Annotated in this window: 24 protein-coding genes and 1 rRNA gene; 4 read left to right on the top strand and 21 right to left on the bottom strand. The window is 47.0% G+C overall.

The window, feature by feature from the left end; all coding sequences use genetic code 11:
- Nucleotides 1-115: ribosomal RNA gene (locus FPZ45_RS25000) — 16S ribosomal RNA — on the bottom strand; the annotation flags it as partial.
- An 816-nt stretch (nt 116-931) separates the two neighbouring features.
- On the opposite strand from FPZ45_RS25000, the gene FPZ45_RS24995 reads away from it, so the two are divergent.
- Entirely contained in the window at nt 932-2,008 is a 1,077-nt protein-coding gene (locus FPZ45_RS24995) for a bifunctional 3-deoxy-7-phosphoheptulonate synthase/chorismate mutase (RefSeq protein ID WP_144707383.1), read from the top strand.
- Between the two features lie 112 nt (nt 2,009-2,120).
- Nucleotides 2,121-2,207: a putative holin-like toxin gene (locus FPZ45_RS26095; protein WP_222430818.1), complete on the top strand. Its 87-nt coding sequence runs from the start codon at nt 2,121-2,123 to the stop codon at nt 2,205-2,207.
- Between the two features lie 149 nt (nt 2,208-2,356).
- Here FPZ45_RS26095 and FPZ45_RS24990 read toward each other — a convergent pair whose 3' ends face one another.
- The 16 genes from FPZ45_RS24990 to FPZ45_RS24925 all read right to left on the bottom strand — a co-directional run bounded on the left by FPZ45_RS24990 (nt 2,357) and on the right by FPZ45_RS24925 (nt 18,618).
- Nucleotides 2,357-4,204, bottom strand: a complete 1,848-nt coding sequence (locus FPZ45_RS24990; protein ID WP_144707382.1) for a zinc-binding metallopeptidase family protein — start codon at nt 4,202-4,204, stop codon at nt 2,357-2,359.
- Between the two features lie 255 nt (nt 4,205-4,459).
- The gene (locus FPZ45_RS24985) at nt 4,460-5,695 is read right to left on the bottom strand and encodes an MFS transporter (RefSeq protein WP_246120588.1); all 1,236 of its coding nucleotides are present in this window, start codon (nt 5,693-5,695) and stop codon (nt 4,460-4,462) included.
- 6 nt (nt 5,696-5,701) lie between these two features.
- Nucleotides 5,702-5,851, bottom strand: a complete 150-nt coding sequence (locus tag FPZ45_RS25500) for a hypothetical protein (RefSeq protein ID WP_186438573.1) — start codon at nt 5,849-5,851, stop codon at nt 5,702-5,704.
- On the bottom strand, nt 5,852-6,004 hold the full coding sequence (locus tag FPZ45_RS25495) for a hypothetical protein (RefSeq protein WP_186438572.1): 153 nt from the start codon (nt 6,002-6,004) through the stop codon (nt 5,852-5,854).
- 218 nt (nt 6,005-6,222) lie between these two features.
- On the bottom strand, nt 6,223-7,029 hold the full coding sequence (locus tag FPZ45_RS24980) for an ABC transporter permease (RefSeq protein ID WP_144707381.1): 807 nt from the start codon (nt 7,027-7,029) through the stop codon (nt 6,223-6,225).
- Nucleotides 7,013-7,831, bottom strand: a complete 819-nt coding sequence (locus FPZ45_RS24975; protein ID WP_144707380.1) for an ABC transporter permease — start codon at nt 7,829-7,831, stop codon at nt 7,013-7,015. Before FPZ45_RS24975 ends, FPZ45_RS24980 begins: the two co-directional genes overlap by 17 nt.
- On the bottom strand, nt 7,816-8,832 hold the full coding sequence (locus tag FPZ45_RS24970) for an ABC transporter ATP-binding protein (protein WP_144707379.1): 1,017 nt from the start codon (nt 8,830-8,832) through the stop codon (nt 7,816-7,818). The genes FPZ45_RS24975 and FPZ45_RS24970 overlap by 16 nt, the downstream gene beginning before the upstream one ends.
- A gap of 264 nt (nt 8,833-9,096) precedes the next feature.
- Nucleotides 9,097-9,372 (bottom strand): hypothetical protein, encoded by a 276-nt coding sequence (locus FPZ45_RS24965; protein WP_144707378.1) that lies wholly within the window; start codon nt 9,370-9,372, stop codon nt 9,097-9,099.
- A 110-nt stretch (nt 9,373-9,482) separates the two neighbouring features.
- Nucleotides 9,483-10,565, bottom strand: coding sequence for a response regulator (locus FPZ45_RS24960; RefSeq protein ID WP_144707377.1), 1,083 nt, complete (start codon nt 10,563-10,565; stop codon nt 9,483-9,485).
- Nucleotides 10,540-13,578, bottom strand: a complete 3,039-nt coding sequence (locus FPZ45_RS24955) for an ATP-binding protein (RefSeq protein ID WP_186438571.1) — start codon at nt 13,576-13,578, stop codon at nt 10,540-10,542. The genes FPZ45_RS24960 and FPZ45_RS24955 overlap by 26 nt, the downstream gene beginning before the upstream one ends.
- A gap of 195 nt (nt 13,579-13,773) precedes the next feature.
- Entirely contained in the window at nt 13,774-14,544 is a 771-nt protein-coding gene (locus FPZ45_RS24950; protein ID WP_144707375.1) for a hypothetical protein, read from the bottom strand.
- A 218-nt stretch (nt 14,545-14,762) separates the two neighbouring features.
- Complete coding sequence (locus FPZ45_RS24945; protein ID WP_144707374.1) at nt 14,763-15,236, bottom strand: hypothetical protein; 474 nt, start codon at nt 15,234-15,236, stop codon at nt 14,763-14,765.
- Between the two features lie 270 nt (nt 15,237-15,506).
- Complete coding sequence (locus FPZ45_RS24940; protein WP_144707373.1) at nt 15,507-16,043, bottom strand: shikimate kinase; 537 nt, start codon at nt 16,041-16,043, stop codon at nt 15,507-15,509.
- A gap of 232 nt (nt 16,044-16,275) precedes the next feature.
- Complete coding sequence (locus FPZ45_RS24935; protein WP_144707372.1) at nt 16,276-16,929, bottom strand: lysozyme inhibitor LprI family protein; 654 nt, start codon at nt 16,927-16,929, stop codon at nt 16,276-16,278.
- 232 nt (nt 16,930-17,161) lie between these two features.
- The gene (locus FPZ45_RS24930; protein WP_144707371.1) at nt 17,162-17,677 is read right to left on the bottom strand and encodes a GNAT family N-acetyltransferase; all 516 of its coding nucleotides are present in this window, start codon (nt 17,675-17,677) and stop codon (nt 17,162-17,164) included.
- Between the two features lie 245 nt (nt 17,678-17,922).
- Nucleotides 17,923-18,618: a hypothetical protein gene (locus FPZ45_RS24925; RefSeq protein WP_144707370.1), complete on the bottom strand. Its 696-nt coding sequence runs from the start codon at nt 18,616-18,618 to the stop codon at nt 17,923-17,925.
- Between the two features lie 321 nt (nt 18,619-18,939).
- Here FPZ45_RS24925 and FPZ45_RS24920 point away from each other — a divergent pair, with 321 nt between their 5' ends.
- The gene (locus tag FPZ45_RS24920) at nt 18,940-19,224 is read left to right on the top strand and encodes a type II toxin-antitoxin system Phd/YefM family antitoxin (RefSeq protein ID WP_144707369.1); all 285 of its coding nucleotides are present in this window, start codon (nt 18,940-18,942) and stop codon (nt 19,222-19,224) included.
- Entirely contained in the window at nt 19,202-19,507 is a 306-nt protein-coding gene (locus tag FPZ45_RS24915) for a type II toxin-antitoxin system RelE/ParE family toxin (protein WP_144707368.1), read from the top strand. The genes FPZ45_RS24920 and FPZ45_RS24915 overlap by 23 nt, the downstream gene beginning before the upstream one ends.
- A 255-nt stretch (nt 19,508-19,762) precedes the next feature.
- On the opposite strand, the gene FPZ45_RS24910 is transcribed toward FPZ45_RS24915, so the two are convergent.
- From FPZ45_RS24910 to FPZ45_RS24895, 4 genes are all read right to left on the bottom strand, one after another.
- Entirely contained in the window at nt 19,763-20,641 is an 879-nt protein-coding gene (locus FPZ45_RS24910; protein WP_144707367.1) for a YwqG family protein, read from the bottom strand.
- Between the two features lie 204 nt (nt 20,642-20,845).
- Nucleotides 20,846-21,301, bottom strand: a complete 456-nt coding sequence (locus FPZ45_RS24905; protein ID WP_144707366.1) for a hypothetical protein — start codon at nt 21,299-21,301, stop codon at nt 20,846-20,848.
- A 217-nt stretch (nt 21,302-21,518) separates the two neighbouring features.
- Complete coding sequence (locus FPZ45_RS24900) at nt 21,519-22,082, bottom strand: hypothetical protein (RefSeq protein WP_144707365.1); 564 nt, start codon at nt 22,080-22,082, stop codon at nt 21,519-21,521.
- A gap of 220 nt (nt 22,083-22,302) precedes the next feature.
- Nucleotides 22,303-22,737, bottom strand: a complete 435-nt coding sequence (locus FPZ45_RS24895; RefSeq protein WP_186438570.1) for a GNAT family N-acetyltransferase — start codon at nt 22,735-22,737, stop codon at nt 22,303-22,305.
- Nucleotides 22,738-22,904 lie beyond the last annotated feature (167 nt).

Here is a 22,904-nt window from a genome sequence, read left to right as displayed (position 1 = left end):
CACCCGTCCGCCGCTAAGTTATTCAGGAGCAAGCTCCTAAATAACTCCGCTCGACTTGCATGTATTAGGCACGCCGCCAGCGTTCGTCCTGAGCCAGGATCAAACTCTCCATAATAGAGAGCCAGAAGGCTCAATCTGTATTGCTGGTTTCGTCTTTCGACGTTTTTGTTTCTTACGCTCAATGTTCAGTTTTCAAAGAACAATCGGTGTTTCGTTTTTGTCTGCCTCGTTTCCGAAGCAGGAATTTCATCTTACCGCAAAACCCGTCATCTTGCAACCCTCAATTTTTTCCAATCGCTATTTTTCGAGCAATTTCTTTTTTGAAGGTCCGCTTCATTTCGACATCTTTCGCGGCCGGAATTAGAATATATCATAGACTCCTGTATGAATACAACCGGAAAAATTTCACATATAATATTTCTAAACTCCATTTCTCATTAGTACCGCCACACGAACTTATTTACCTCATCCCAGTCGAACGCCCATCATTAATGGTTCCACCCAACCGAAAGCCCCTGATTCCCTTTACCGCAATGATGCAATTATGCGTTACTTCGCATTCTTGCACGGATATTCTTCATGAATTAGAATGCATCTAACTTGCAACTGCATCCTGCCCACAGGCAGCGACGGAGAGAGTACGCGGATCGCATTTCTGACAGGGACGGAGCGCCGTCGACTGAGAGCGCCCGAGCGAATGCGCCCGCCGAAGTTCACTCCCGAGCCGGTTTCTGATCGCGCTCCTCTTTCGAACGCGTTAGGATTACCCGTCTTTCCTGCGTTAAAGGGATTCAAGTGAGAAATGAACCGCCGAACCCAACGTTCGATCTTGGCGTTCATTTCTAATAAGGGTGGTACCACGGCTTCTCGTCCCTTGCGGAGGAGGAGCCTTTTTATATTTCCACAAAACATTCAAAAGGAGAGAACCGTTATGAGTCAAGACAATTTGGATCGCCTGCGCAAGCAATTGGATTCCGTGAATCTCCGGCTTCTGGAGCTCCTCTCGGAGAGGGCGAGCATCGCCCAGGACATCGGTATGGAGAAAGAGAAACAAGGCGTACCGAAATACGACCCCGTTCGGGAAAAATCAATGCTCGAAGAACTGGTCCGATCCAACAAAGGGCCGTTCGACGACGAAACGATCAGCCACTTGTTCAAGCAAATTTTCCAAGCTTCATTAAAGCTGCAACAAACGGATCATCATAAACACCTTCTCGTGAGCCGCAAAAGGCAAAAGGAAGACACCGTCGTCTCGATCGGCGAGATCCCCGTCGGGAGCGGACAGCCGATCCTCATCGCCGGCCCTTGTTCGGTGGAAAGCTATGAGCAAACACGCAAGACGGCCGCCATGCTGAAGGCTTCCGGCGTCACGGTCATGCGCGGAGGCGCGTTCAAGCCCCGCACGTCCCCCTACGACTTCCAAGGGCTCGGCGTCGAAGGACTGCAAATTCTGAAAGAGGTCGCGGAAGAATTCGGCTTGAAAACGATCAGCGAGATCGTGGATCCTGCCCATATCGAGCTCGCTACCCAATATATCGACGTCATCCAGATCGGCGCGCGGAACATGCAAAATTTCGAGTTGCTTAAAGCCGCCGGCGACGTTCGAACCCCTATTCTGCTTAAACGAGGCCTTGCCGCCACGATAGACGAATTCCTTCATTCGGCCGAATACATCGTTTCCAGAGGCAACGACCAAGTCATGTTAATCGAACGCGGCATTCGCACCTACGAAAAAGCAACGCGGAATACGCTCGATATCTCGGCGGTTCCAATTCTGAAATTGGAAAGTCACCTCCCCGTCCTGGTAGACGTGACCCATTCGACCGGCCGTAAGGACATTCTTGCTCCTTGCGCCAAGGCGGCGCTAGCCGCCGGAGCGGACGGCGTTATGGTGGAAGTTCATCCCGATCCGGCAACCGCTCTGTCCGACGCCGCGCAACAACTTAATTTTGCCGAATTCGAACGTTTCCTTAAAGAAATTCAGTTCCCCCTTAAACCCGGGCGTTAAAAATGTAGAAATAATAGTTCTTCAAACTCTTCCATTTTTAACCATACCACGATAAGGTGGAAGTACAACTTGCCGGCGGATAACAGTAATTCGCGAAAGGGGGAGGCTGTTAATGGATTTATTTCAATCTTTCTCTGTTCTCTTCGCCTTCGGAATGTTCCTTGTCACTCTTCTTAATTATATAGAGAGAAGGAAATAGTCCGCTTGGTTCCTGTTAGGCGCGAAACCATACTGTAAAACAACCGCCGGGTGCAAGTTGCCGAGCCGGATCCTCCGTGGTCCGGCTCGTTTTTTTAATCCCCCCCCAAGCACGCGCTATCGTGCCCGGACCTTTCCGTGACGGCTATATTACCGTGTGCGGCCATAAAAATAGGAATAGCTGTCCGATTTCCCGAGCTCGTCCGTCTCGGTTGCGTCAACCAGCTTCACCGCTTTCAGCAGCGACACGATTTGTTCGCGCATGAGCTTCACGTCGAATTTATCCATCTCCCGGCTTTCCCGATCGACGAGTAGATAGTCCGGCATAGGAATGAATCCGATAACGGGAATTCCGGCTTCGAATAGAGGCTGGCTCTCACCGAATTGGAAGCGGTTATGGCCCCGCAGCACCACCGTGCGCGTTCTGGACTTCTCTTCAACGGCTTTCAGCCAGATGGCTCCCATTCTCTCATTGCCGGCGTAAGTATATTCCGTGCTGATGAGACCGGTTGGCCCGTAACGTCCCTCGCCGTCATCCTTCCATTCCATGCTGCCGAGATGCTCCACCGTGATCCCGGCCACCGCCCTCATATGGCCTTCTCGCCCATCCCATAGTTCCGGGTGAGCTTGCAACCAAGTGGAGGTCGCCTGGGATGTACCTTTGAACTCCGGCAATCTGAAATGTCCGGTCACGAAAGCAAAAACCATCGTGCGCTCAGGCGGCTCGTGCCGCAAGTACCGGAGCATCGACAGCATGCCCACGGCCCCGTTCTCCTCTATAGCGTTCACGCCATCCGTGTGCGTATTCACTAGGATAGCTTCCTGTTTGTTTTTCCCTTCTATTTTCACGTAAAAAGATTCGGTTGGCGCATTCTTCTGCAGTTCCGCTTGCAAGCGAACCGTGCCCGCTTGATGCGCTCTAGCTGCGCGAATCACCTTCTGTCCTTCCGTTGCATTAACCCAAACGGCCGGAATGCCCGCATAATCAGAGGTAAAGGGTACATATTCCTTACGCAGCTTGTCGTCCGATGCGCCTTTCCAGACTAAGATGACGGCCAAAACTCCGTGTTCTTTCGCCTTTTCCAGATGGGCTTCTTTTAACGCGGCCGTGACGACAAGATCGCCATCGCTTGTAACGAGCCCTGTCTTCTCGGGAAATGCCCCTCGTACATTCATTAACAACCCCATCGGAAGATTGGCAATGTTTTCGATCTCGACTACGGCGATTTTGCCGCTGGCCTTCGTATAATCTCCGCGTTTCGTATAGACCAGTTCTCCCGATACGCCTTCGTCATCGGTGACTCCTGAATAAGGGAAGACGGAGGAAATCCGAATTTCATCCTCTTCAATGAAGAATGAGCTGCTCTTCTCGTCCCATCGATCGAAGGCATAGTTGTCCCGGTGCACGGTGAATCCCATATCCGTTACCTGCCGTTCAAGCCATACAACGAATCGGTTATGGCCTTCCGAACCGGTCGTACGGCTTCCAAAGGCATTCATCGTTTCGATATTTCGCAGCATGACCGCCGAGGAATCCAGTATGCTATCTTCTATTGCCGCGTTCATGTCGGCTGGCAGTTTAACGGGACGGGTCCAGGATTGCGCATAGAGATCGACCATCCACAGAACGCTGACCGCTAGAGCCGCAAGACTGAATAATGTCCCTCGCGCCACTCGCCAGACCGTTGCCTTGCCCCTTGCCGATGGGGCGATGACCGCACGCCATAGGCTCGCCGCAATCAGCAGCAAGATCGAACAAGCCAACAGCCAAGGTGCTCTCGTCCACAAAAATAAACTCTCCGTCCCCAGCGCGATAATCAGCGCCAAATCGGATTTATCACGCTTCTTGAAGAGACCGTACGAAATCCCGAGCTCCGCCGACAATACGATGAGGGTCGCGATCGAGATTACCGTTTCCTCACCAATGAATACCGCGGCACAGAACGCCAGCAGCAATAATAGACTAGGCGATAGCGACCGATGCAGTTTTTCTAGCAAATGCCCTTGCTCCTTCCATGGATGCATCCGGATCCGATATGAAACCTTCGTGATCTCCACAGCATATTGGAAAGCTCCTCGAAACACAATAAAAGGCGGCCGATAACAGAAAAAAGAACCGGTCCCGACAGTCGTCAGGTCCGATCCCTTTCCAGAACCGTCTATTTGCTACTGCAATAGCGATCCACCGGCATCCAGATCCGGTATCAGCCGTTTAGACGCATCCTGAGAGGATTGTCCCTCTTCCAAATGCGACTAACTAGCTGCGTCCGCTTTGTGCCGGACCCCTCCCTTGAGGCCGTTGTCTTCTTTCTTGTCCCACACCATGACGACGATCGCCAGGAGACTTCCGAGAAGAGATAGCAGCGCTCCGGTCCACGGCAGCACTTCCAATCCCGCGTGCGTGATGACGAGCCCGCCGAGAAACGCTCCTCCCGCGTTGCCGAAATTCAGCGCGGAATGATTGGAGGTAGAGGCAAGCGCGGGCGCATCCTTGGCCAAGGTCATAATGCGGACCTGCAACCCCGGCAGCACGACGAACGCGGCGATTCCCCATACGAAAATCGTGATGACCGCCGCAGCGGGGATGTCGTCGACAAGCGCCAGCAAAGCCAGGATCGCGGCTAACGAAGCGAATCCGATAATCAACGTCGGCATCAGCTTCCAATCCGCCAGCTTGCCGCCGACGATATTTCCGATCGTGACGCCGATCCCGAACAGAACGAGCACCCATGTCACGTTATGCTCGGCGATGCCGGTCACATCTTGCAGCAGCGGCGCTATGTACGTGAACACCGTAAACAGGCTGCTGCAGCCAAGCGCCCCGGCAATCAGCACGACCAGCAGCTTCGGTTGAATCAGCGCGCGGATTTGCCTTATCGCGCTGGATCCTCCCTCTTGCCGCACATCCGGGATGAGAGCGATAATTCCGATGAGCGTGACGATTCCCATGACGACAACCGCCCCGAACGACGATCTCCATCCGAGATGATGCCCGATGAACGTTCCGAACGGAACGCCGATGATATTCGCTACCGTTAATCCCGCCATCATAACCGACACAGCCGCGGCTCGCCGATTCGGCGCGACCAGACCTGCAGCGAGGATCGAGCCGACTCCGAAGAACGTGCCGTGTGCCAACGCGGTAAAGAGCCTAGCCCCCATAAGCACACCATAATTCGGGGCAACCGCCGCGATTCCGTTACCTATGATAAAGAGCAGCATGAGCAGACAAAGCAGTTTTTTTTGCGGAATGCGGTGGGTCGCTACGGCGAGGATCGGCGCTCCGATCGCCACGCTGAGTGCGTACCCGGTAATCAACTGTCCTGCTTGAGGAATCGATACGCCCAAATCCGTCGCGACGTTCGGCAGCAATCCCATAATGACAAATTCCGTCATGCCGATGGCGAACGCCCCCGCGGTAAGCGAGAACAACGCCAAAGGATAACGATCCGCCCTTTTCTCAGCGGCGGGTAAATTTACGTTTTTCAATTCGGTCTAACCTTCCTTCTGTCTGACGAGTCGCACATAGTACGTTGTTCCATCGTAATCCACGGCCGCGGGCCGGTTATCGGTCTCCCAGACCGTTACAAACACCAAAACCTCGTTCGCGGGCAATGTAACGGTCTCCCGGACCGTTAAAACCACCTAAACCCCGTTCGCGAGTAATTTAACGGTCTCCCATACCGTTACAACCGCCAAAACCTCGTCCGCGAGCCATTTAACGGTCTCCCGGACCGTTACAACCGCCAAAACCCCGTTCGCGAGCCATTTAACGGTCTCCCGGACCGTTAAAACCACCTAAACCCCGTCCGCGGGCCATTTAACGGTCTCCCAGACCGTTACAACCACCAAAACCCCGTTCGCGGGTAATTTAACGGTCTCCCGGACCGTTACAACCACCAAAACCCCGTTCGCGAGTAATTTAACGGTCTCCCGGACCGGGCGTTCTCACAGGTTCAACTTATATAGAATATAGGCAAACTGGAAGATAGACAATAACCAATCGATAGATTGTCTTAGCTCCGCATCGCGATCGTATTGCCCGAAGCATACTTGCGAAGGCCCAACCGAAAGAGCAACGATCCCGCCAGCGTCAGCCCAAAGGCAACGAACGTCGCCAATATCGCAAATCCCGGCTCGGGCGACTTCAGCAGTCCAATCGGCAAATAACTGATGAATCCCGCCGGCACGATCGTGAAGATCGCAAGCTTCGCCAATCCCCGGAAAATATCGGATGGATAAGTCGTCAGCGCGATAAAACTATTGAATAGCTGCTGCGTCATCCCTTCCGCGTTGCCGATGAAGAAAGCCGAGCATCCGGCGATCACCATGACGGCGATAAACAGCAAACCGCTGATCAAAAGCCCGAGCACGAACAGCAGCGCCCCCGTGAGCGACGTATCCCCGACCATCAAATACACTGCGACTCCGAAAGCAAAATCCCCCGCTGCCGTCACCGAACATCGGCTTACGAGAACGCTGAGCAGCACCGGCCTCGGCTGCGACAAGTACACGTCTAGTTGTCCCGTAGCGACGATGCTAGCGATGCGCGGAAAATTACCGAACAGCATGGCCGCCCAACCGAACCCTCCAGCGCTGATCGCCCACAACAGCATAACGTCGTGTAGCTCCCACCCTTGAACGATCGGAAACCGGCCGAAGAACAAGCTCCAGAAAAACAGCCAAATAAAATTATTAACGAACATCATTCCGGCCAGCAGCAAGAAGCTGAGCCGATACTCCATCGCCGATGCCAGGTTCACTTTCCAACAAGTCCAGACGTAACGGGCGTTCGCCCCGATTCGATTAACCGCCGTTAACATGCAACTTCGTCGCCCCTCTCCGATAGATTCGCCCAACCGCGAACGCCAGAACGGCGATCCATGCCGCTTGCACGGCCAGATGCTTGGCGAGCAGGGCAGCGTCGTAATGAACGGCCATTCGCGCGGGAAAATAAAGCGCCGCCTGGAACGGAAGCCAAGCGCAGACGCGCTGCAGCCATTCCGGCATCAAATCGATCGGCAGCAGCATTCCGCCAATCGTAAATTGCAACTTCTGCAGGACGAAGTACAAACCGCTCGTCTCTTCGACCCAGAACGCACATAGGCCTACGATCGCCAGTAGAAGAAATGTGATCGTCAGCGCTCCCGCGCTGAGTGCGAGTAGCCCGAACCAGCCGTAGCCGAAAGCCGGCGGACCTACGAAAGGCCAGGTGATAGCACTGCCGACCAGCAGATGAACCAGAAATCTGGTCAGCGCTTCGGACGCGAACACGGAGAAGTGGTAGCCGACATAAGATTGCGGCCGAATAAGTCGAATCGCGACGTCCCCGTTCTTCACTTCTTCCTCGATACGGGCACATAACGGTGGAGCTGCCAACGTCAGCGCCTCGGTAAAGACGAGATACCAAACGATCTGCTTCAGGGTAAATCCGGAAATGACGGTCTCGAAGTTTCCGCCGTATGCCGTCGACCACAATTGAATGAAGACAAACAAAATAAACAGAAGGAAAAAACACCGCATCGCGAAATCCGTTTTGTAGGCGAGCTGGTGGCGAAACGCGATCTTACCAACAGCAGCCGCTTTCCGTCCCGCCGCCGTCCATCGGTTTATCTCTTCGCCCATCCCGTCTCCTCCTTCTCCATTCTCATGCCGTATATGTATTTGATGATTTCTTCCAGCGGCGGATCCTCGACGTTCACGTCGGTGAAGCCGATGCGCCCGATCAACTCGCCGAGCACGCGCTCGATCGTCGTTCGTTTTAAATCCACCGCAAGTCGGATTTCGCGCTTCTCCCGCTCCCAAGCCACGCCTTCGAGCTCGGGCAAGTCGACCAGTTCGGCGTCCTCCGCCAGCTTTAACGTGACGTTCTTTCGGCTGAGCACTTCCCGCTTCATTTTCTCGACGGGCTCATCGATCAATACGCCTCCGTGATGAATCACGACGGCACGCGAGCAGAGCGTCTCCACGTCCCCGGCGTCGTGGGAAGTCAGAAACACGGTCGTTCCCTCCTCCCGGTTCCTCTCGCGAATCAACTCCCGAATGCGCTGCTTCACGACGGCGTCCAGCCCGATGGTCGGTTCGTCCATGAACAGCAGCTTCGGGCGATGCAGCAGCGACGCCGCGATCTCGCAGCGCATCCGTTCACCAAGCGATAGCTTGCGCACCGGCGTGTGCAAATACGGTCCGAGCTCGAAGCGCTCGATCAAGTCGTCCTTCCGTCTCGCATACTCGTCGCGCTTCAGTTCGTATATTCTGCCAATCAGCTCGAACGTATCGATCGGAGGAAGATGGTACCATAATTGCGACTTCTGTCCGAAAACGGTGCCGATCCGGTACGCGAGCTGCTCCCGCTCCTTCCATGGCGTGAAGCCGAGTACCTCGGCTTCGCCGAAAGAGGGGTGCAGAATGCCGGTCAGCATTTTGATCGTCGTCGATTTCCCCGCTCCGTTCGGTCCGAGGAAAGCGACCGTCTCCCCCTCCCGCACGTTCAGATCGATGCCGCGCACCGCTTCCTTCGTCTCCCATTGCGGTTTCCAGAGCGAACGAAAGCTGCCGGATAATCCGGCTTCCTTTTTTTTGACGCGGAACGTTTTGCCAAGTCCCCTAGTCCGCAATGCCATCATTGATCCCCCCCTTTTCTCTCTGCCACGGTAAAGCAAAAAAGACCATCGGCTTGGTCCGCCGCAGAGCAGCGGAACTTGCCGAAGGTCTTTTATCCCTCGCGGTGTAACGCGGACGATGCCGCAGCCGGTTTCGCTCGGTTCGGCGAACGCTGCATGTCGAGCATGCCTCTGCGTTCCCGGCTCCCTAGAAACCCTTCCGTTTGATGTTAGATTTTACCTCGTCTAGTCGAAGATGGCAAGAAGAAATTTGCGAAAGCTCATCTCTTAGATCAAGGCGATCGCCAGCAGCGTAAATAGCGACAACGCCAAAATGCCGCCTCCGCCGAATCCGAACCCGAAACCGGGTCCGAACCAACCGGATACTTTGGCGTTTTTCGTTTTCCCTTTGCGCCCCGATAACCACGCGTCTCCGGACGTTTGCAGGTATACGTTGTCGCCGTCCAGCCCCACGATGACGCCTTCGTAACTTTCCCCGTTTTGCATATGAACTCTCACTCTACAGTTCATATGCCTCACGCACAGTTGATACATTTCCTCCATTCCGCTCTATCCTCCCTTTCTCAAGGCTCATATAGGATATGAGAGACATCCGTCCGAGGATTGGACGAAATGCAGAATGTGCCGAATTACCACAATTCGTAATCAAAGATTCAGCTCAGCTCTAAGTCCAGACGTTTCTTCTCCTCGGATAGCTTCTCGGCCGCGGAATGATCCCCCAACTCTATCAGTAGATCGAGCAGCCTATTATAGTTGCGTTCGTGGCAAGGATCCAACTCGAATATTTTCCGATACAACGCTTCTTTATCCTTCAACGACGCTTCCTTAGACAGCTCATCCAGATGGCGCACGTAAGCAGCGCGATGCTTGTTCCTTTGGCTCAACGCCCATCCGTAGTGCTCCATCTCCAAATAATCTCCCCTGTACAGGGAGGTCAGCTCTTCGATGGCGGCCGTTCCGCTCCCGTTCTGCATGAGCTCATGCAACCGCCCTAGATCGCTTTCGATCGATTCGGCATTCATCCGATAGCGCTCATCCCCAAACGCGACCATATCCGGAAAACCTTCCGTTCGGAGCGTATTCCGCAAGTTGTACATGGTCGTATGGAAAAGAGGCTGGGCGCGCTCGAAGTTAACGTCCGGCCAGAGATCGTCGATGATGTTGTACCTGTATACGTGTTCGCCGGCACGGCTCCATAAATAAGCGAACAGTTCCTTCGTTTTTTTCGTTCGCCAGGTGACGAGCCGACCATCCGCGGCGTTCAATTGCAAGTTCCCCATCACCTTGAGCCGCAAACGCTTTTGTTCTGCCGCCCGCTCTATGGCTCCGTTCTCGGTGGAATTTCCCGATCTCCCTGCGCTCTTCGCGAGTTTCTCCTGTATTTTGTCGTATCTAGAGAGCGACTTGACGAGTTTCTCCTTTACCACCGGCTTGAGCAGATAACCGATCGCGTTCGTATCGAAAGCTTCTATGGCGTATTGATGATAAGCCGTTACGAATACGATCTCCGCGCGCGGGTAGCGCGTGGCCAGCATCTCGCCTCCCACTAGCCCGTTCGTACCCGGCATCTCGATGTCCAGGAAGATCAAATCCGGCTGCAGCTCTTCAATTCGTTCCAACGCTTCGGACACCATGCGGTATTTGCCGATTACGGTAACCCCCCCGATCTCCAGAAGCAAAATTTCCAACACGTCGAGAGCGATCTCTTCGTCATCGATTAAGATGGCTTTTATCATGGCGTTCCTCCGGTATTAAAAGTTTGACCCGCGTTCCGCGCCCCATCTGGCTATCTATCTCCAATCTTCGCCCGTACAGCACTTGCAGGCGCCGGTTGACGTTGCCTACTCCCACTCCGGCGGCACGCCCCTTTTGCAAATCCGTTAACGTCCGATCGTCCATTCCGACACCGTCGTCTTCGACGACGATCTCGATCTCCTCGCCGTTGCGGCCTACGGCAATGTTCACAGTTCCTCCCGTCGGCTTCTGTCCGATTCCGTGTCTTACCGCGTTCTCCACGATCGGCTGAAGAGTAAGCGGCGGCAGCTTACATTTGAGCCCTTCTTCGATCCGGTAATGAACCTGCAACCGATCTCCGAAGCGTAGCTGCTCTATCGCCATGTATGCCTTGACCAGCTCCAGCTCGTGTTCGAGGTTGACGAACTTTCCTTCGAACACGAAGGTGAATTTGGCTCGCAAATAAGTGGTCAGATGATGAATCGTTTCGCGCAGCTTGTCCACGTCTTTGTAACTCAACCCCACGAGCGCGTTCATACTGTTGTATAAGAAATGAGGCGTAATCTGCGCTTGCAGGAAATCCATTTCCCGACGAACGGCCTGTTCCGAAGATCGCTTCATTGCGAGCAGCGACCGCACCCTCGCATTCAATTCCGCGAGTTCGAAAGGCTTCTGCAAAATATCGTTCGCGCCGGCCTCGAACGAGGCCAGAATGTCGCCCGTCTGTCCGGAAGCGGTCAGCATAATGACGGGCATTTCCGCGGGTCCGTGCAACGATCGGATTTTCTCACAGACGTCCAACCCGGAAACACCTGGCATCATCAAATCCAGAAGCACCAAATCCGGCTTCGGAGCCCGAAGAAGCGCGTCCATCGCTTCCTCCCCGCTGCTGACCGCCAGATAGGAGTAGCGCATGGAGGAGACCGCATCAATAAGCACCTTCAAATTAGAAGGCTCATCATCCACGATGAGAATATGAAATTCGGCCGTTTGTCCGCTTTGCATGATATCGGCCAAAGCCAATGAAGCGTCTTCGTACTCCGCGGATACGGCCACTTCTCCCGCCGCCTTATCGATCGGAAGCGTAAACGTAAAGCGCGAGCCGACGCCGGCTTCGGACTGTACTTCAAGCCGTCCTCCTTGCAATTCGACCAACTGCTTCGAGATGCTTAACCCAAGGCCAAGTCCGTCGCTTAAGCCGCTTTGCATGAACGGTTTGAATAGACTCCCCATCGCTTCGGCCGAGATCCCCCTGCCCGTATCGGTTACCGATATCGCCAATTGTTCCCCATACCGCTCGGCGGAAATTCTGACCGTGCCGCTCTTCGTAAATTTGAGTCCGTTCTCCATCAGATTGTGCAGAATTTGACGCAGTCGGTTCTCGTCCGCCAGGACTAGCGGAAGCGACGAAGGCAGATCGTTAACGAGCATGACTTCTTTGTTTATGGAGGAGATAGATAGTGTCTCAATGACAAAACGCACTGACGTTCCGAGATTCACGGCGGTCGGATGGATCGAAAACTGGCCGTACCGGATCCTGTTCATATCCAGAATATCGTGAACCAATCCGGAAAGCCTGCGCCCCATCAGATGAAGCAATAGGATATTATCGCGATGCTCCGCAGGCAACGGCCTGATCTGATTCTCGAGCAGCGATTGGGATAAGTTGACGATTCCATGCAGGGGCGTGCGCAGCTCGTGCGACGTCTTGGCCAGAAACTCGTCCTTCTGCCGGTCATGCTGCAGAAGCTGCTTCGCCAATCGTTCGGTCTTACGAAAGCTAGCTTGAAGCTGATCCGACATCAGGAAGGCCTGAGAGAATACGAGGAGCAGCGGCGTCACGATCATATAATACGGATTCTCGAGCGCCAATAGATACCGCAATTGGCCGTATAACCAGGTAAGAATCGTGAAAAAAACGCCCAGCATCACGTACGAACCGCCTTGAACTCCTCGGTTCAGGCTCCGAAATACCGCATAGAAGATACAACCGAACACGATCAGTTGCAACGCGATCGCTATCCCTAAGGAACCGATCAGATACCGGTTGTCCGTCACTATGATAAAGACAAAAAATACATAGGCGGCTCGCCTCGTCAATTTGAAACCGATGTTATCTTTTTCTCCCAGAAATCGATACACGTAATGGACAAAAAAGTAGAACGACAGCAACGTAAACAGGAAGATCATTTTCTGCAGCCAAATGAAAGAAAGATTAGGAAACAGGCTTAGCGCCAGAATTTCGTTGTCGATGCTGGTAAACAAGCCGATCGACAAGCAAAACAGACTGAAATGCATCAGATGCCGTTCTTTGTGCCATTGCTTGAACATGCCGGCATAGTACAATCCGAATACGAACAACATCGTCACGACGATCATGTCGGCCATTCTGGCGTTGTCGCGTCTGCTTAGGACGTCTTCCTCCAGACCGAATTCGGGCGCTTGCACCAACCCGCCTTCGATATAATCGAAGCTGGCCACTTGAATGATGATCTCTATCGTCCCCGTCTCCGTGACGGCGGATCCGAAGAAGGGAGCGTTGCTAGGAACAAAATGCTCCGTCGTTAAAGCCGGTCGGCCGCTCCCTCCGATTTTCTCTCCGTCCATATAAACGAGGCTGGACAAACGAATTTTCTTCGCCCGCAAGCTATAGATGTCGGCATCGTTCGTGTGGATGGTCAAACGATAAGTCCCAGCGCCGTGGCCTCGTTTATCGCCCGTCGCGAGGATATCTTTCCATCCGCCGGGCACTTGCACGTACCGTCGGTACTGTTCGATGTTTTCCCGGTTTTGTATGAAATCTTCCGGCCCTAGAAGCATACCGTCATAGAATTCCCACTCTCCGCGGAGGGGAATGATTCCCTGCTTGGCGAAATCCCATTCGGTCGTGTTCAATACCCCGGATTGGGCGGTGGGAAATCGAACGGATGGATTAATCCACTGAAAAACATTAATAAAAGTAACAATGCAGAATATCACGATCATGCCGAGCAAGACGAAATGTTTTTTTAGCATGCTGCCGCCCTTTTCCAATCCCGGTTCGTTCAAAAGTTTTCCTTTATCTATGTTTATTCGACAAAATACTGCGACTTCCTTGCGGAACGGGTCTTTTTCCCAATGCGAATACGCGGAAAAGGCCATCTCGCCAAGCCGCATAGCGACCCGTGAGACAGCCCTGTGATGATGAAGCTGATGCTCATTTATATACCTTTAATTTATTAATGACACATCAAAACTAAAATTTAAATATTTTACCTCTAAATTAAAATCAAAACCTTGAAAAATAACATCAAGTGGGCATTTTTTCTCAAAATTCGTTTTATAATTATTTTTTCCGCCACTAAATTCTATACCTCCAAAAAAATCTATATCCATATACGTTAATTTAAACCTTAAAGTGCTATTAAATTGGTTCCATTGTCTCGTTTGGCTTATTGTCTCCAAGTCAAAAATAAAATCCTTCAAATTTATTAATTCAAAGTATGTATGCCCGTCAATCAATACCTTTGATGACTTAAATCCATCTAGGATGTGGTTAATCTTTCGAGGCATTGCTACTGAAAAAGTCGTTTCAAAAGGAACATCCTGACCATACTTTTCGTTCCAAAAAACATTTGCTAAACCACTCCACTTGAATATTATCTTATTACAATCTACTTCTATTATTTCTATAATTCCTTTTGTTACTTCTTCATGTTCCTGAATATAAAGATAACCTGCTTCTTCTTCATTTTCATTATAATGGCTGTTCCATATAAATTTCTTTCCCTTCAAATCTTCAAATGTGGAAGTATGAGTATTAAAGCCATTATTATGATATAACCTAACAGCACTCTTGTCATATTCTATATTTTCGCTGTTTACCTCCGCTTCAATTTCAGGGAATAATATAAGTTCGTTATTCAATTTTCTTGCGCCTAAGTGAGATTTTTTTATTTTGTAGATTATATCCTTTAACGTAAAGTTGTTTTCTTTATTCACTTATTCATCACCTTTAGAATTTTTTCAATCCATAAAGTATCATAAATAAACTTTTGTTTATTTTGAACTTTCCGTTATTTCATATAACGTTGTTGTGTTCGCGATGTCCCACCGACTTAAGGCCACAAAGTGGCGGGCGCGATGCGCCGAGGGGGCTTGTCCCCGATGCGTGAATACAGTTTATAAGATGTCCCCGCCTTCGAAGCTGATCCTACAAGTTACTCGTATCCTCCATTACTTTCTGGCAATGATCTGTAGTCTTCGCTTGATTCTATAATCCCTATTATTAATCTTGTAAGTTCTTTAAATTCTTGATCCTTCAATTCATCATTAAATTCCCCGTTCCATATAATATTCTTTTTCTTTCCGTTATATTGTATTTCAAATTCGTATCCCGAACTTGGTAATTGATTCAATCCTTCTACTTCATCAGGATAATTAAATAAGTCTATATCTTTCATGAATTCAAATATTCTTTTCTTATCATTTACACTCAATTGATAATTAATTGAGATTAACCCATCCATAGCCAAATCTTTTGTATATTCCCCATTAAATGTGTTCAAAACATTTTTAGTCATTACTCCATACTTAAAAGTAAAATCGAAATCTTTGGGATAATCGTCTTTCGAACATCCGATGATAAAAATAATAGAAAATAGAAACAAGATTCCTCTATAGAGCAATTTCATTATTATTACCCTTCTTTGAGTATTGATTAAATGTTGTTCAAAATTTTTTATAGTGTTTGCGGGGGATTTCTTATAACGTTGTCGTATTCGCGACGTCCCACCGACGTAAGGCCACTAAGTGGCCGGGCGCGATGCGCTTAGTCGGTGCGGATGTGTCTAGCTGCCTCCACTTCCCCGAAATTCCTCTGCCAGACCGAGGGGGCTTGTCCCCCGATGCGTAAACACGGTGTTATATGATGGCCCCGACTTCGAAGTACTACCCTAAAGAATCTATATAGAAGACAACTGTTCCATTATTTTATTTACTAACTCTTCCACTCCAAGATCTTCTGCATCAATGATTATGTCTGCATAAGACTCATACAAAGGGCATCTTTCATGATATAACTCGAGCAATGTCTGCTGCTCTCTTAAAACTACACCTCTTTGTTGTGCATCTCCCAGTCGTTTCTTAATCGTTTCGTAACTTAACTTTATATAGATGATAGTACCAATAGACTTCAGGTGGACCATCGCCTCAGCTCCATAAACCACACTTCCGCCAGTAGCAATAATGGAATGATCCACACATAAAGATGCATTAATTCGGTTCTCGATCGAAATGAATCCGTCGATTCCCTCTTGCTCTATGAGTTCTTTCAAAAGACGATCTTCTTGATTTTGAATTACAAGATCACTATCTATAAAATCAAACCCTTTTAACTTGGCCAATATAACGCCGGCTGTGCTTTTCCCTGCAGTCGGCATACCTATAAGTACAATATTCATATTCTTGTCCTTTGATTTAATTAGATTTTTTTCTTCCATGAGCTACCTCAGCAAATGCTCTTACGGGGCTATCATATAACGTTCTTGTATTCACGAAAACGCCCAGCCCTAGATAGCTCTTATCTTAGGCTGGGCCGTTTGTTGTCTGAGCTTCTTCCTAGATTATACATATGACAACCAAGGGGTGGTAGCCCCGCAGCGTGAATACAGTGTTATGCGCCGTTACTGTCTTCGAAGCATCACCTAAAAACCTTTGCTCAAGATTCCAACTCTATTTTTTACTTTGGTATAAAAACTCAACTTCACCATCTAGCAAATATCGATATTCAAATAATTGCATTGTTCTTTCCCTAATTCTCTCCCGTATAACCGTGCCTAGGCTTACCGATCCTTGTGATCCAAGGTAACCATTATTAATAAATGTCTTCTCTACAAATTTTGTTTCCCTTAAGTGATACTGTAACCATTCTTTCTGCGATTCAATTAGTGCTTCTCTTGGTTCTCTATCCAACTTAGAAAGAAGCTTTTTATATATTTGATTCAACTCTTTATCCCAAATCTCTGTATATTTGCTTTCCAAAGCCCCCCATCCCAATGTTGTAATAATCTCTTTGGAATTTTGAAATTCATTAAATTCCACTTCATAATCATGATCTATAGGATTTCGAAGCATTTCATCATAAAATTCTCCAGTCAAATCATAGTTCCCAATGTTCATGGATAACACTTCATTGTTAGAAGGATCTGATCGCCCTTCAGTTATTTCTTTCGATTCTGTTCCATTACCTGTACTCACTACATCAGGAGGCAGTTTAGAATTCATTATTGATTTAGTTTCGCTGTTCAAAGTAGTCGATTGACTAACATTTTGACAAGATGAAAACATTATCGTAATAAAAAATAATAAGAGTATCTTACCTTTCATAAATTATCTCCTTAAATATTATCTTTAATATTTACTGGTAATGGCGCATAACGTTAATGTGTTCACGACGCCCCACCGACTTAAGGCGACAACGTCGCCGGGCGCGATGCGCTTAGTCGGTGCGGAAGTGTCCGGCTGATCCAGCTTCCCCAATATCCCTCGGCCGGACCGAGGGCGAATGCCCGATGCATGAACATGGTGTTATGTGATGCCGTCCGCACCTTCGAATAGCTTAATATGTTCTTATATCCTTCCAACCAATTGCTATCTCATTGAATGATTCTTCTCCAATTAGTTGTACTTTTTCATTAATTATTTCCCCGCCCATCTTTACATAAAACTTGACTGCAGAGTTCTTTTCCAAAACCCATAACATAGTGTTGTTATAGCTGTTCTCCTTCAAGATTTTTAAAAATTCTATTATTAATTGTCTACCGCATCCTTGACCTTGAACCTCTTCCAACAAATAAAAGGCATATATCTCTGATTCAAAACCTATTTCACGATCTCTTGGACTTCCCCCATAAATAAAACCTTGGACTTGATCTTCATCGTTAACGAGTACTAGAGTAATTATTTTGTTTGAGGGTTCATTTAAGATTGACTTCCATTGAGTAATTCGACTTTCCAATGATAAATTAGCTAAAAATATGTCTGATATTATTCCTTTGTAGGTTGTCTTCCAACTATTTATATGAACATGTGCAATGTTGTTTACGTCTTTATAATTTGCAGTTCTGATTCTCATTTATTATCCTCCATTCGAACTTGGACGGTTTCACATAACGTTCTTGTATTCACGACGTCCCACCACCCTAAAGGAGCGCAGCGACTGGCCGCGATGCGGTTGGGTGGTGCGGATGTGTCCGGCTGATTCCACTTCCCTGCTACTGAAATGCCTCTCCGAATCCACTCCTAACTCCGGCCGGACCGAGGGCGTATGCCCGATGCGTGAATATGGTGTTAGGCGAAGTTAATGCCCTCGTGGATAACTTATAAATAAATTTGAGCTTTCTGATTTAAGGCATCATTAATATGATCTTCCATAGTAGGAAAAGTAATGCCTGTATACTCTCTGAATTTTGACTCGTTAAGATAATAGATCCTCTCTCTATTTGAAGCTTCAATATATGATAATAATTTCTCTGGATCTTTTAATATATTGAAATATGGAACTATTTGATTGTCTATGAAAGCGAGGATTTTTTTGAAATTCTCGAATGTTATACCATAAACATTACAATTTCGATTGTGTATTAATACTGCTTCTGTCGTTCCCTCTTCGTAACGCTCAATCTCATCTCCAAAAATTTGTTTAACTCTCACTGTTCCTGGTTCTCGACCTAACAATGGATAATTAAAAATTGTCGGATACCCAAAAAAATAACCTTGTTTTGCGTCTTGCCCCTGTGCTCTCTTCTTTTGCGATAATTTAGTTGAATAAAAAGAAGGGATAATTTCTAAATTCACATATTCACCGGGGGTATTATACCCACTTGACCAAAACGAAATTTGCAGTTTAAGATCCTGATCCTTTAAGGTTATTTTTGGTCTTGATTTAGCATATTGAAAACCTTTGTTTGAATAATATCTTCCAAGCTCATCACAAACAGCTTGAAAGATAGTCTGGCACGGTGTATATGGTGAATAATTATTTAAGATATGTTCTTCTTCTTCGGCCCAACTCATGAAATTACCTCCGATTTATTGCATTAATTTCGCCTAACGTTCGTGTATTCACGACGTCCAACTCCCTTAAGCCCGAAGGGCGGCCGCGATGCGGTTAGGGAGTTCGATGTGTCCGGCTGATTCTGCTTCCCTGTATCTGAATTCGCTCCAATCGAAATCACTTCAACTTCTGCTGGACCGAGGGCGTATGCCCGATGCGTGAATATGGTGTTAGGCGAAGTCCATTGAATTACACACAAATTTCTTTAATCCCATGTTTAGAATATCATTATTATGATAAAATTATTGAAGTGAAATGATTTCTCTGTAGAGGTGATGACCTTGCCAATTATTAAACCGATTTCTGATCTTCGGAATAACTTTAATTACATTTCTGAAGTTTGTCATAGCGAGGGTGAGCCTGTTTTTATTACAAAAAATGGCCATGAGGATTTGGTTGTTATGAGTCATGCCCTTTATGAAAAACAACAGGCTGTAATTGAATTGTATCAAAAATTGGCAGTAGCCGAAAAGGAAAGTTCAGATCCATCCATTAAACGAATTGATCATTCTGATCTTATGAATAAACTAAGGAGCCGCATAAATGGAGAAAAGAATTCAGATTAAATATCTCCCCTCAGCGGAACACGACATCACAGAAATTATTGAATATGTCTCCTTAGATAATCCTCCAGCTGCATTAAATCTTCTCAATCTGTTTGATGAATCCATATCTATTCTTGCTTACTTTCCTTTAAGTGGTACTATCCCTAAAGACTCACGGCTCCACTTGCTTAATTATAAAATGTTAGTTGTACAAAGTTATCTTGTATTCTACGTTGTCCAAAATGACTTTGTGGAGATTCGAAGAGTTCTTCATGCAAAGAGAAAATACGACTTTTTGATTTAGATATTTCTCCAGATTTCACCTAACGTCCCTCGTATTCACGACGTCCCACCGACTTAAGGTGACGAAGTCACCGGGCACGATGCGCTTAGTCGGTGCGGATGTGTCCGGCTGATTCCGCTTCCCCGTACCTGAGTCTGCTTCAATTGAACCTCTTCAGCTCCGGACCGGACCGAGGGGCGAATGCCCCGATGCGTGAATATGGTGTTATATGACGTACACAGCTTCATTGAGATACAACAAGCTTCTTACATTTATTCAAGTGCCAACTCTACTTGTCATTACTTTCTCAAAAAATAAATTTGAAAAATCTTTCTTTTCAATAAAAAAGTAAAGAAGTCCAGATAAATCCCATTCCATCCCTATCTCATCATATGAGTCTGCTTGGAAAAGAAGAGTTTCACTTTCTGAATGCCCACCAAATTGTAATGCATTCATATGACCTAGAAATCTAAATCCTATGCCTAAATTATGTTTATCTCTAAACGTTGGCTTAAATTGAGACCAGTACTGTGTTATTGCTTCTTCATCATCGTTCAATAATTTGTTTTCAACTATGTAATCCGAATCAGGGATTGTTAATTCTATATTGAAAGAGACATTGCAACTCTGAAATACTTGATCATCTCTTAATGCTTCAGGTGGGTTTGCCCTTTCTAAATGTGATATGTTGGAGACATATAAGACCCTTCCATTTGAGTATTGATCATATTCAAAATCGTCCTCATACCAAATGTCACTATCGTAAACATAAAAAAAGTATAATATCCCCTCTCGAGGATAGTTTGGATTAATAGAAGTCATTGGAAGTTCATTTAAGTTAATTTGTGCTATGAAAGACATTGGTTTATCTCTCCAATGTGGCCACGTAAAACTTGACGGAACATCAGGCTTACCTCCTATCTTGCTCCTGCCAATTGCAATAGTGTCTTCATCAACCAGTTCTGGAGTCAAAAAGACACCTGGCTCAAAATACGGCTTTAATACATCCCAATAAAGTCCCAAACCCGATTCATTTATCAATTGTTTAATATCTTCCAAAGTTGCTGGACCTACATAGATTGAATTCGCTTCAGACATCGATGCCTCTCTCCATTTCGTATTTCTGTGTATGTCACATAACGTTCTTGTATTCACGACTTCCAACTCCCTTAAGCCCAAAGGGCGGCCGCGATGCGGTTAGGGAGTTGGATGTGTCCGGCTGAATCTGCTTCCATGTATCTTGAGTTCGCTCCAGTCGAATTCTCTTAAACATCTGCCGGACCGAGGGGCAACGCCCCGATGCGTGAATATGGTGTTATGTGATGCCGGACACTTCGAAGCCTTAACTTTCATCAGTATTTAAAATGCATTTCCTATCGTCTTTCCAAAATGATTCGCTGCTTCTACTTCTTCAATATATCCCTGAATTTCTAGATAGCATTCTGTAATTAATAGATTATCGTTGTTTTCATATTCTTCTTTGGGAGTAAAGGCAGTTAAAATAATTTCTTCGTTTGGTTTAATATCAAGTTTATTTTCTTTAGCCTCTACTTTGAATTCGTTGCCCCTATATCCATTTACCATTTTAATAGGATAACTTAGATAAACATTGTTCTGCTTAATTGTATGTTTTGAATGATTACTTAACTTAATCGTATATAGAATTCCAATGGGATGTTCCGATCTTTCTGTGATTTCCAATTTAATCTTATCGAGTTCTGAAGGATCGATAGGTTTCTCAGCGGTACATGCTGTAATCAGCATTCCTAATAATACAATTAATGAAATGGTCTTGAAAGGATTCTTATAATTCATAAGGATTTCCTCCTTTCAATTGGCATTTGTCCGGTTTCACATAACGTTATTGTATTCACGACGTCCAACTCCCTTAAGCCCGAAGGGCGGCCGCAACGCGGTTAGGGAGTTGGACGTGTCCGGCTGATTCCGCTTCCCCGAACACTGAAATGCCTCATCGACTCTACTTCTAACTTCTGCCGGACCGAGGGCGAATGCCCGATGCGTGAATATGGTGTTATGTGTAGTTGCCTCTCCCTGGGTAACCTTCAAAATACGTAATTACCTTATTTCCAATATATGCTTCGAACTCTTTATACTCATTCTTGTAGTAACAATTCCAATAACTTCGTACTCTTTGTTTTGTTCTAAAAAAGAACTCTCGATTATCATCAAAGAATTTGTTGAACTCTTTAATATCCAAATATACTAAATTTTTACTGATTTCAAATAGGATTTCGACTACATATTCACCAATCAGCTGGCTGATAAATGGAACTACCCATGGTTCATGAATCTTTATTACTCTCTTAAGATATTGTTTTCTTACAAATCCGTTATGATGCCTTGTTAAAAAGCAACTTAATATTTGTTGCTGCCGAATCGACAAGTTCTGAAACAAATCTTCTGCGGGAATATTTACATACGTTCTATATGGAATCTCGAGCCTCTCATTGTTTAAAATTACATCAAAAACATACGAATCAGATAGATTGGTTTCTAATCCTAATACATCATTAAGGCTATTTATTTCGTCGACCAAATGATGAGGGAATATATCTGGTCTTATAAAGCACTTCATCTTTCTCCCCTGCTTTCAAAAAGTCGAAATTAGGCAATTACACATAACGTTCTTGTATTCACGACGCGACCCGGCCTTAGATAGCTCTTATCTTAGGCCGGGTCGTGTGTTGTCTGAGCTTCTTCCATGATTATACATCTGACAACCAAGGGGGCGAAAGCCACGCAGCGTGAATATAGTGTTATCCGGAGTTAACGACTTCTTTGATCAGCTATCAAAGCTATTTGTCATCTAATCTCTTTTGAAAAATAAGATCATCTTCTTGTATATACTTTGCTTTTAGATATGTTTTTATGGCTCTCTTATTACTCTCGCTTGTTACGACCTTAATACTCTTCACTCCATACTCAGTTAGTCTGTCTTCCACAAAACTAATTAGTAAAGTGCCCAAACCTCTTCCACGGGCTACTTCATTGACATACAATTCTGTTATTTCACCAAGAGGCTCTTCGTAGCAAAATGAATTGAAATATTGTGCACAACCAAATCCTATAGGCACTTCATCTAACATAGCTAACGCAATTATTTCTTTTGTATTCATTAGGCTTTGTTTAACTTCAGATGGCAAGCGTCGGACTCCATTAAATTTATCGTTTAATTCAATAAGTGAAAGGTGATCTTCAGGACTTGCCAGCCTAATATAAATCTTTGACAATTTACTATCCTCCTGATTGAACCCTAAGATTCTCGTTAATTTCGGATAACGTACTTGTATTCACGACGCGACCCAGCCTTAGATAGCTCCTATCTTAGGCTGGGTCGTGTGTTGTCTGCTATATCTACCATGATTATACATCTGACAACCAAGGGGCAAAAGCCCCG

Source organism: Cohnella terricola (genome assembly GCF_007786475.1).
Lineage (GTDB): Bacteria > Bacillota > Bacilli > Paenibacillales > Paenibacillaceae > Cohnella > Cohnella terricola.
This window is presented reverse-complemented; position numbering and strand designations above follow the sequence as displayed.

Excerpts from the sequence above, each read along its gene's own strand:
- FPZ45_RS24995 (WP_144707383.1), top strand. The coding sequence starts at position 932 with ATGAGTCAAGACAATTTGGATCGCCTGCGCAAGCAATTGGATTCCGTG.
- FPZ45_RS26095 (WP_222430818.1), top strand. The coding sequence starts at position 2,121 with ATGGATTTATTTCAATCTTTCTCTGTTCTCTTCGCCTTCGGAATGTTC.
- FPZ45_RS24980 (WP_144707381.1), bottom strand. The coding sequence starts at position 7,029 with ATGTTAACGGCGGTTAATCGAATCGGGGCGAACGCCCGTTACGTCTGG.
- FPZ45_RS24975 (WP_144707380.1), bottom strand. The coding sequence starts at position 7,831 with ATGGGCGAAGAGATAAACCGATGGACGGCGGCGGGACGGAAAGCGGCT.
- FPZ45_RS24970 (WP_144707379.1), bottom strand. The coding sequence starts at position 8,832 with ATGATGGCATTGCGGACTAGGGGACTTGGCAAAACGTTCCGCGTCAAA.
- FPZ45_RS24965 (WP_144707378.1), bottom strand. The coding sequence starts at position 9,372 with ATGGAGGAAATGTATCAACTGTGCGTGAGGCATATGAACTGTAGAGTG.
- FPZ45_RS24960 (WP_144707377.1), bottom strand. The coding sequence starts at position 10,565 with ATGATAAAAGCCATCTTAATCGATGACGAAGAGATCGCTCTCGACGTG.
- FPZ45_RS24955 (WP_186438571.1), bottom strand. The coding sequence starts at position 13,578 with ATGCTAAAAAAACATTTCGTCTTGCTCGGCATGATCGTGATATTCTGC.
- FPZ45_RS24945 (WP_144707374.1), bottom strand. The coding sequence starts at position 15,236 with ATGAAATTGCTCTATAGAGGAATCTTGTTTCTATTTTCTATTATTTTT.
- FPZ45_RS24940 (WP_144707373.1), bottom strand. The coding sequence starts at position 16,043 with ATGGAAGAAAAAAATCTAATTAAATCAAAGGACAAGAATATGAATATT.
- FPZ45_RS24935 (WP_144707372.1), bottom strand. The coding sequence starts at position 16,929 with ATGAAAGGTAAGATACTCTTATTATTTTTTATTACGATAATGTTTTCA.
- FPZ45_RS24930 (WP_144707371.1), bottom strand. The coding sequence starts at position 17,677 with ATGAGAATCAGAACTGCAAATTATAAAGACGTAAACAACATTGCACAT.
- FPZ45_RS24925 (WP_144707370.1), bottom strand. The coding sequence starts at position 18,618 with ATGAGTTGGGCCGAAGAAGAAGAACATATCTTAAATAATTATTCACCA.
- FPZ45_RS24915 (WP_144707368.1), top strand. The coding sequence starts at position 19,202 with ATGGAGAAAAGAATTCAGATTAAATATCTCCCCTCAGCGGAACACGAC.
- FPZ45_RS24905 (WP_144707366.1), bottom strand. The coding sequence starts at position 21,301 with ATGAATTATAAGAATCCTTTCAAGACCATTTCATTAATTGTATTATTA.
- FPZ45_RS24900 (WP_144707365.1), bottom strand. The coding sequence starts at position 22,082 with ATGAAGTGCTTTATAAGACCAGATATATTCCCTCATCATTTGGTCGAC.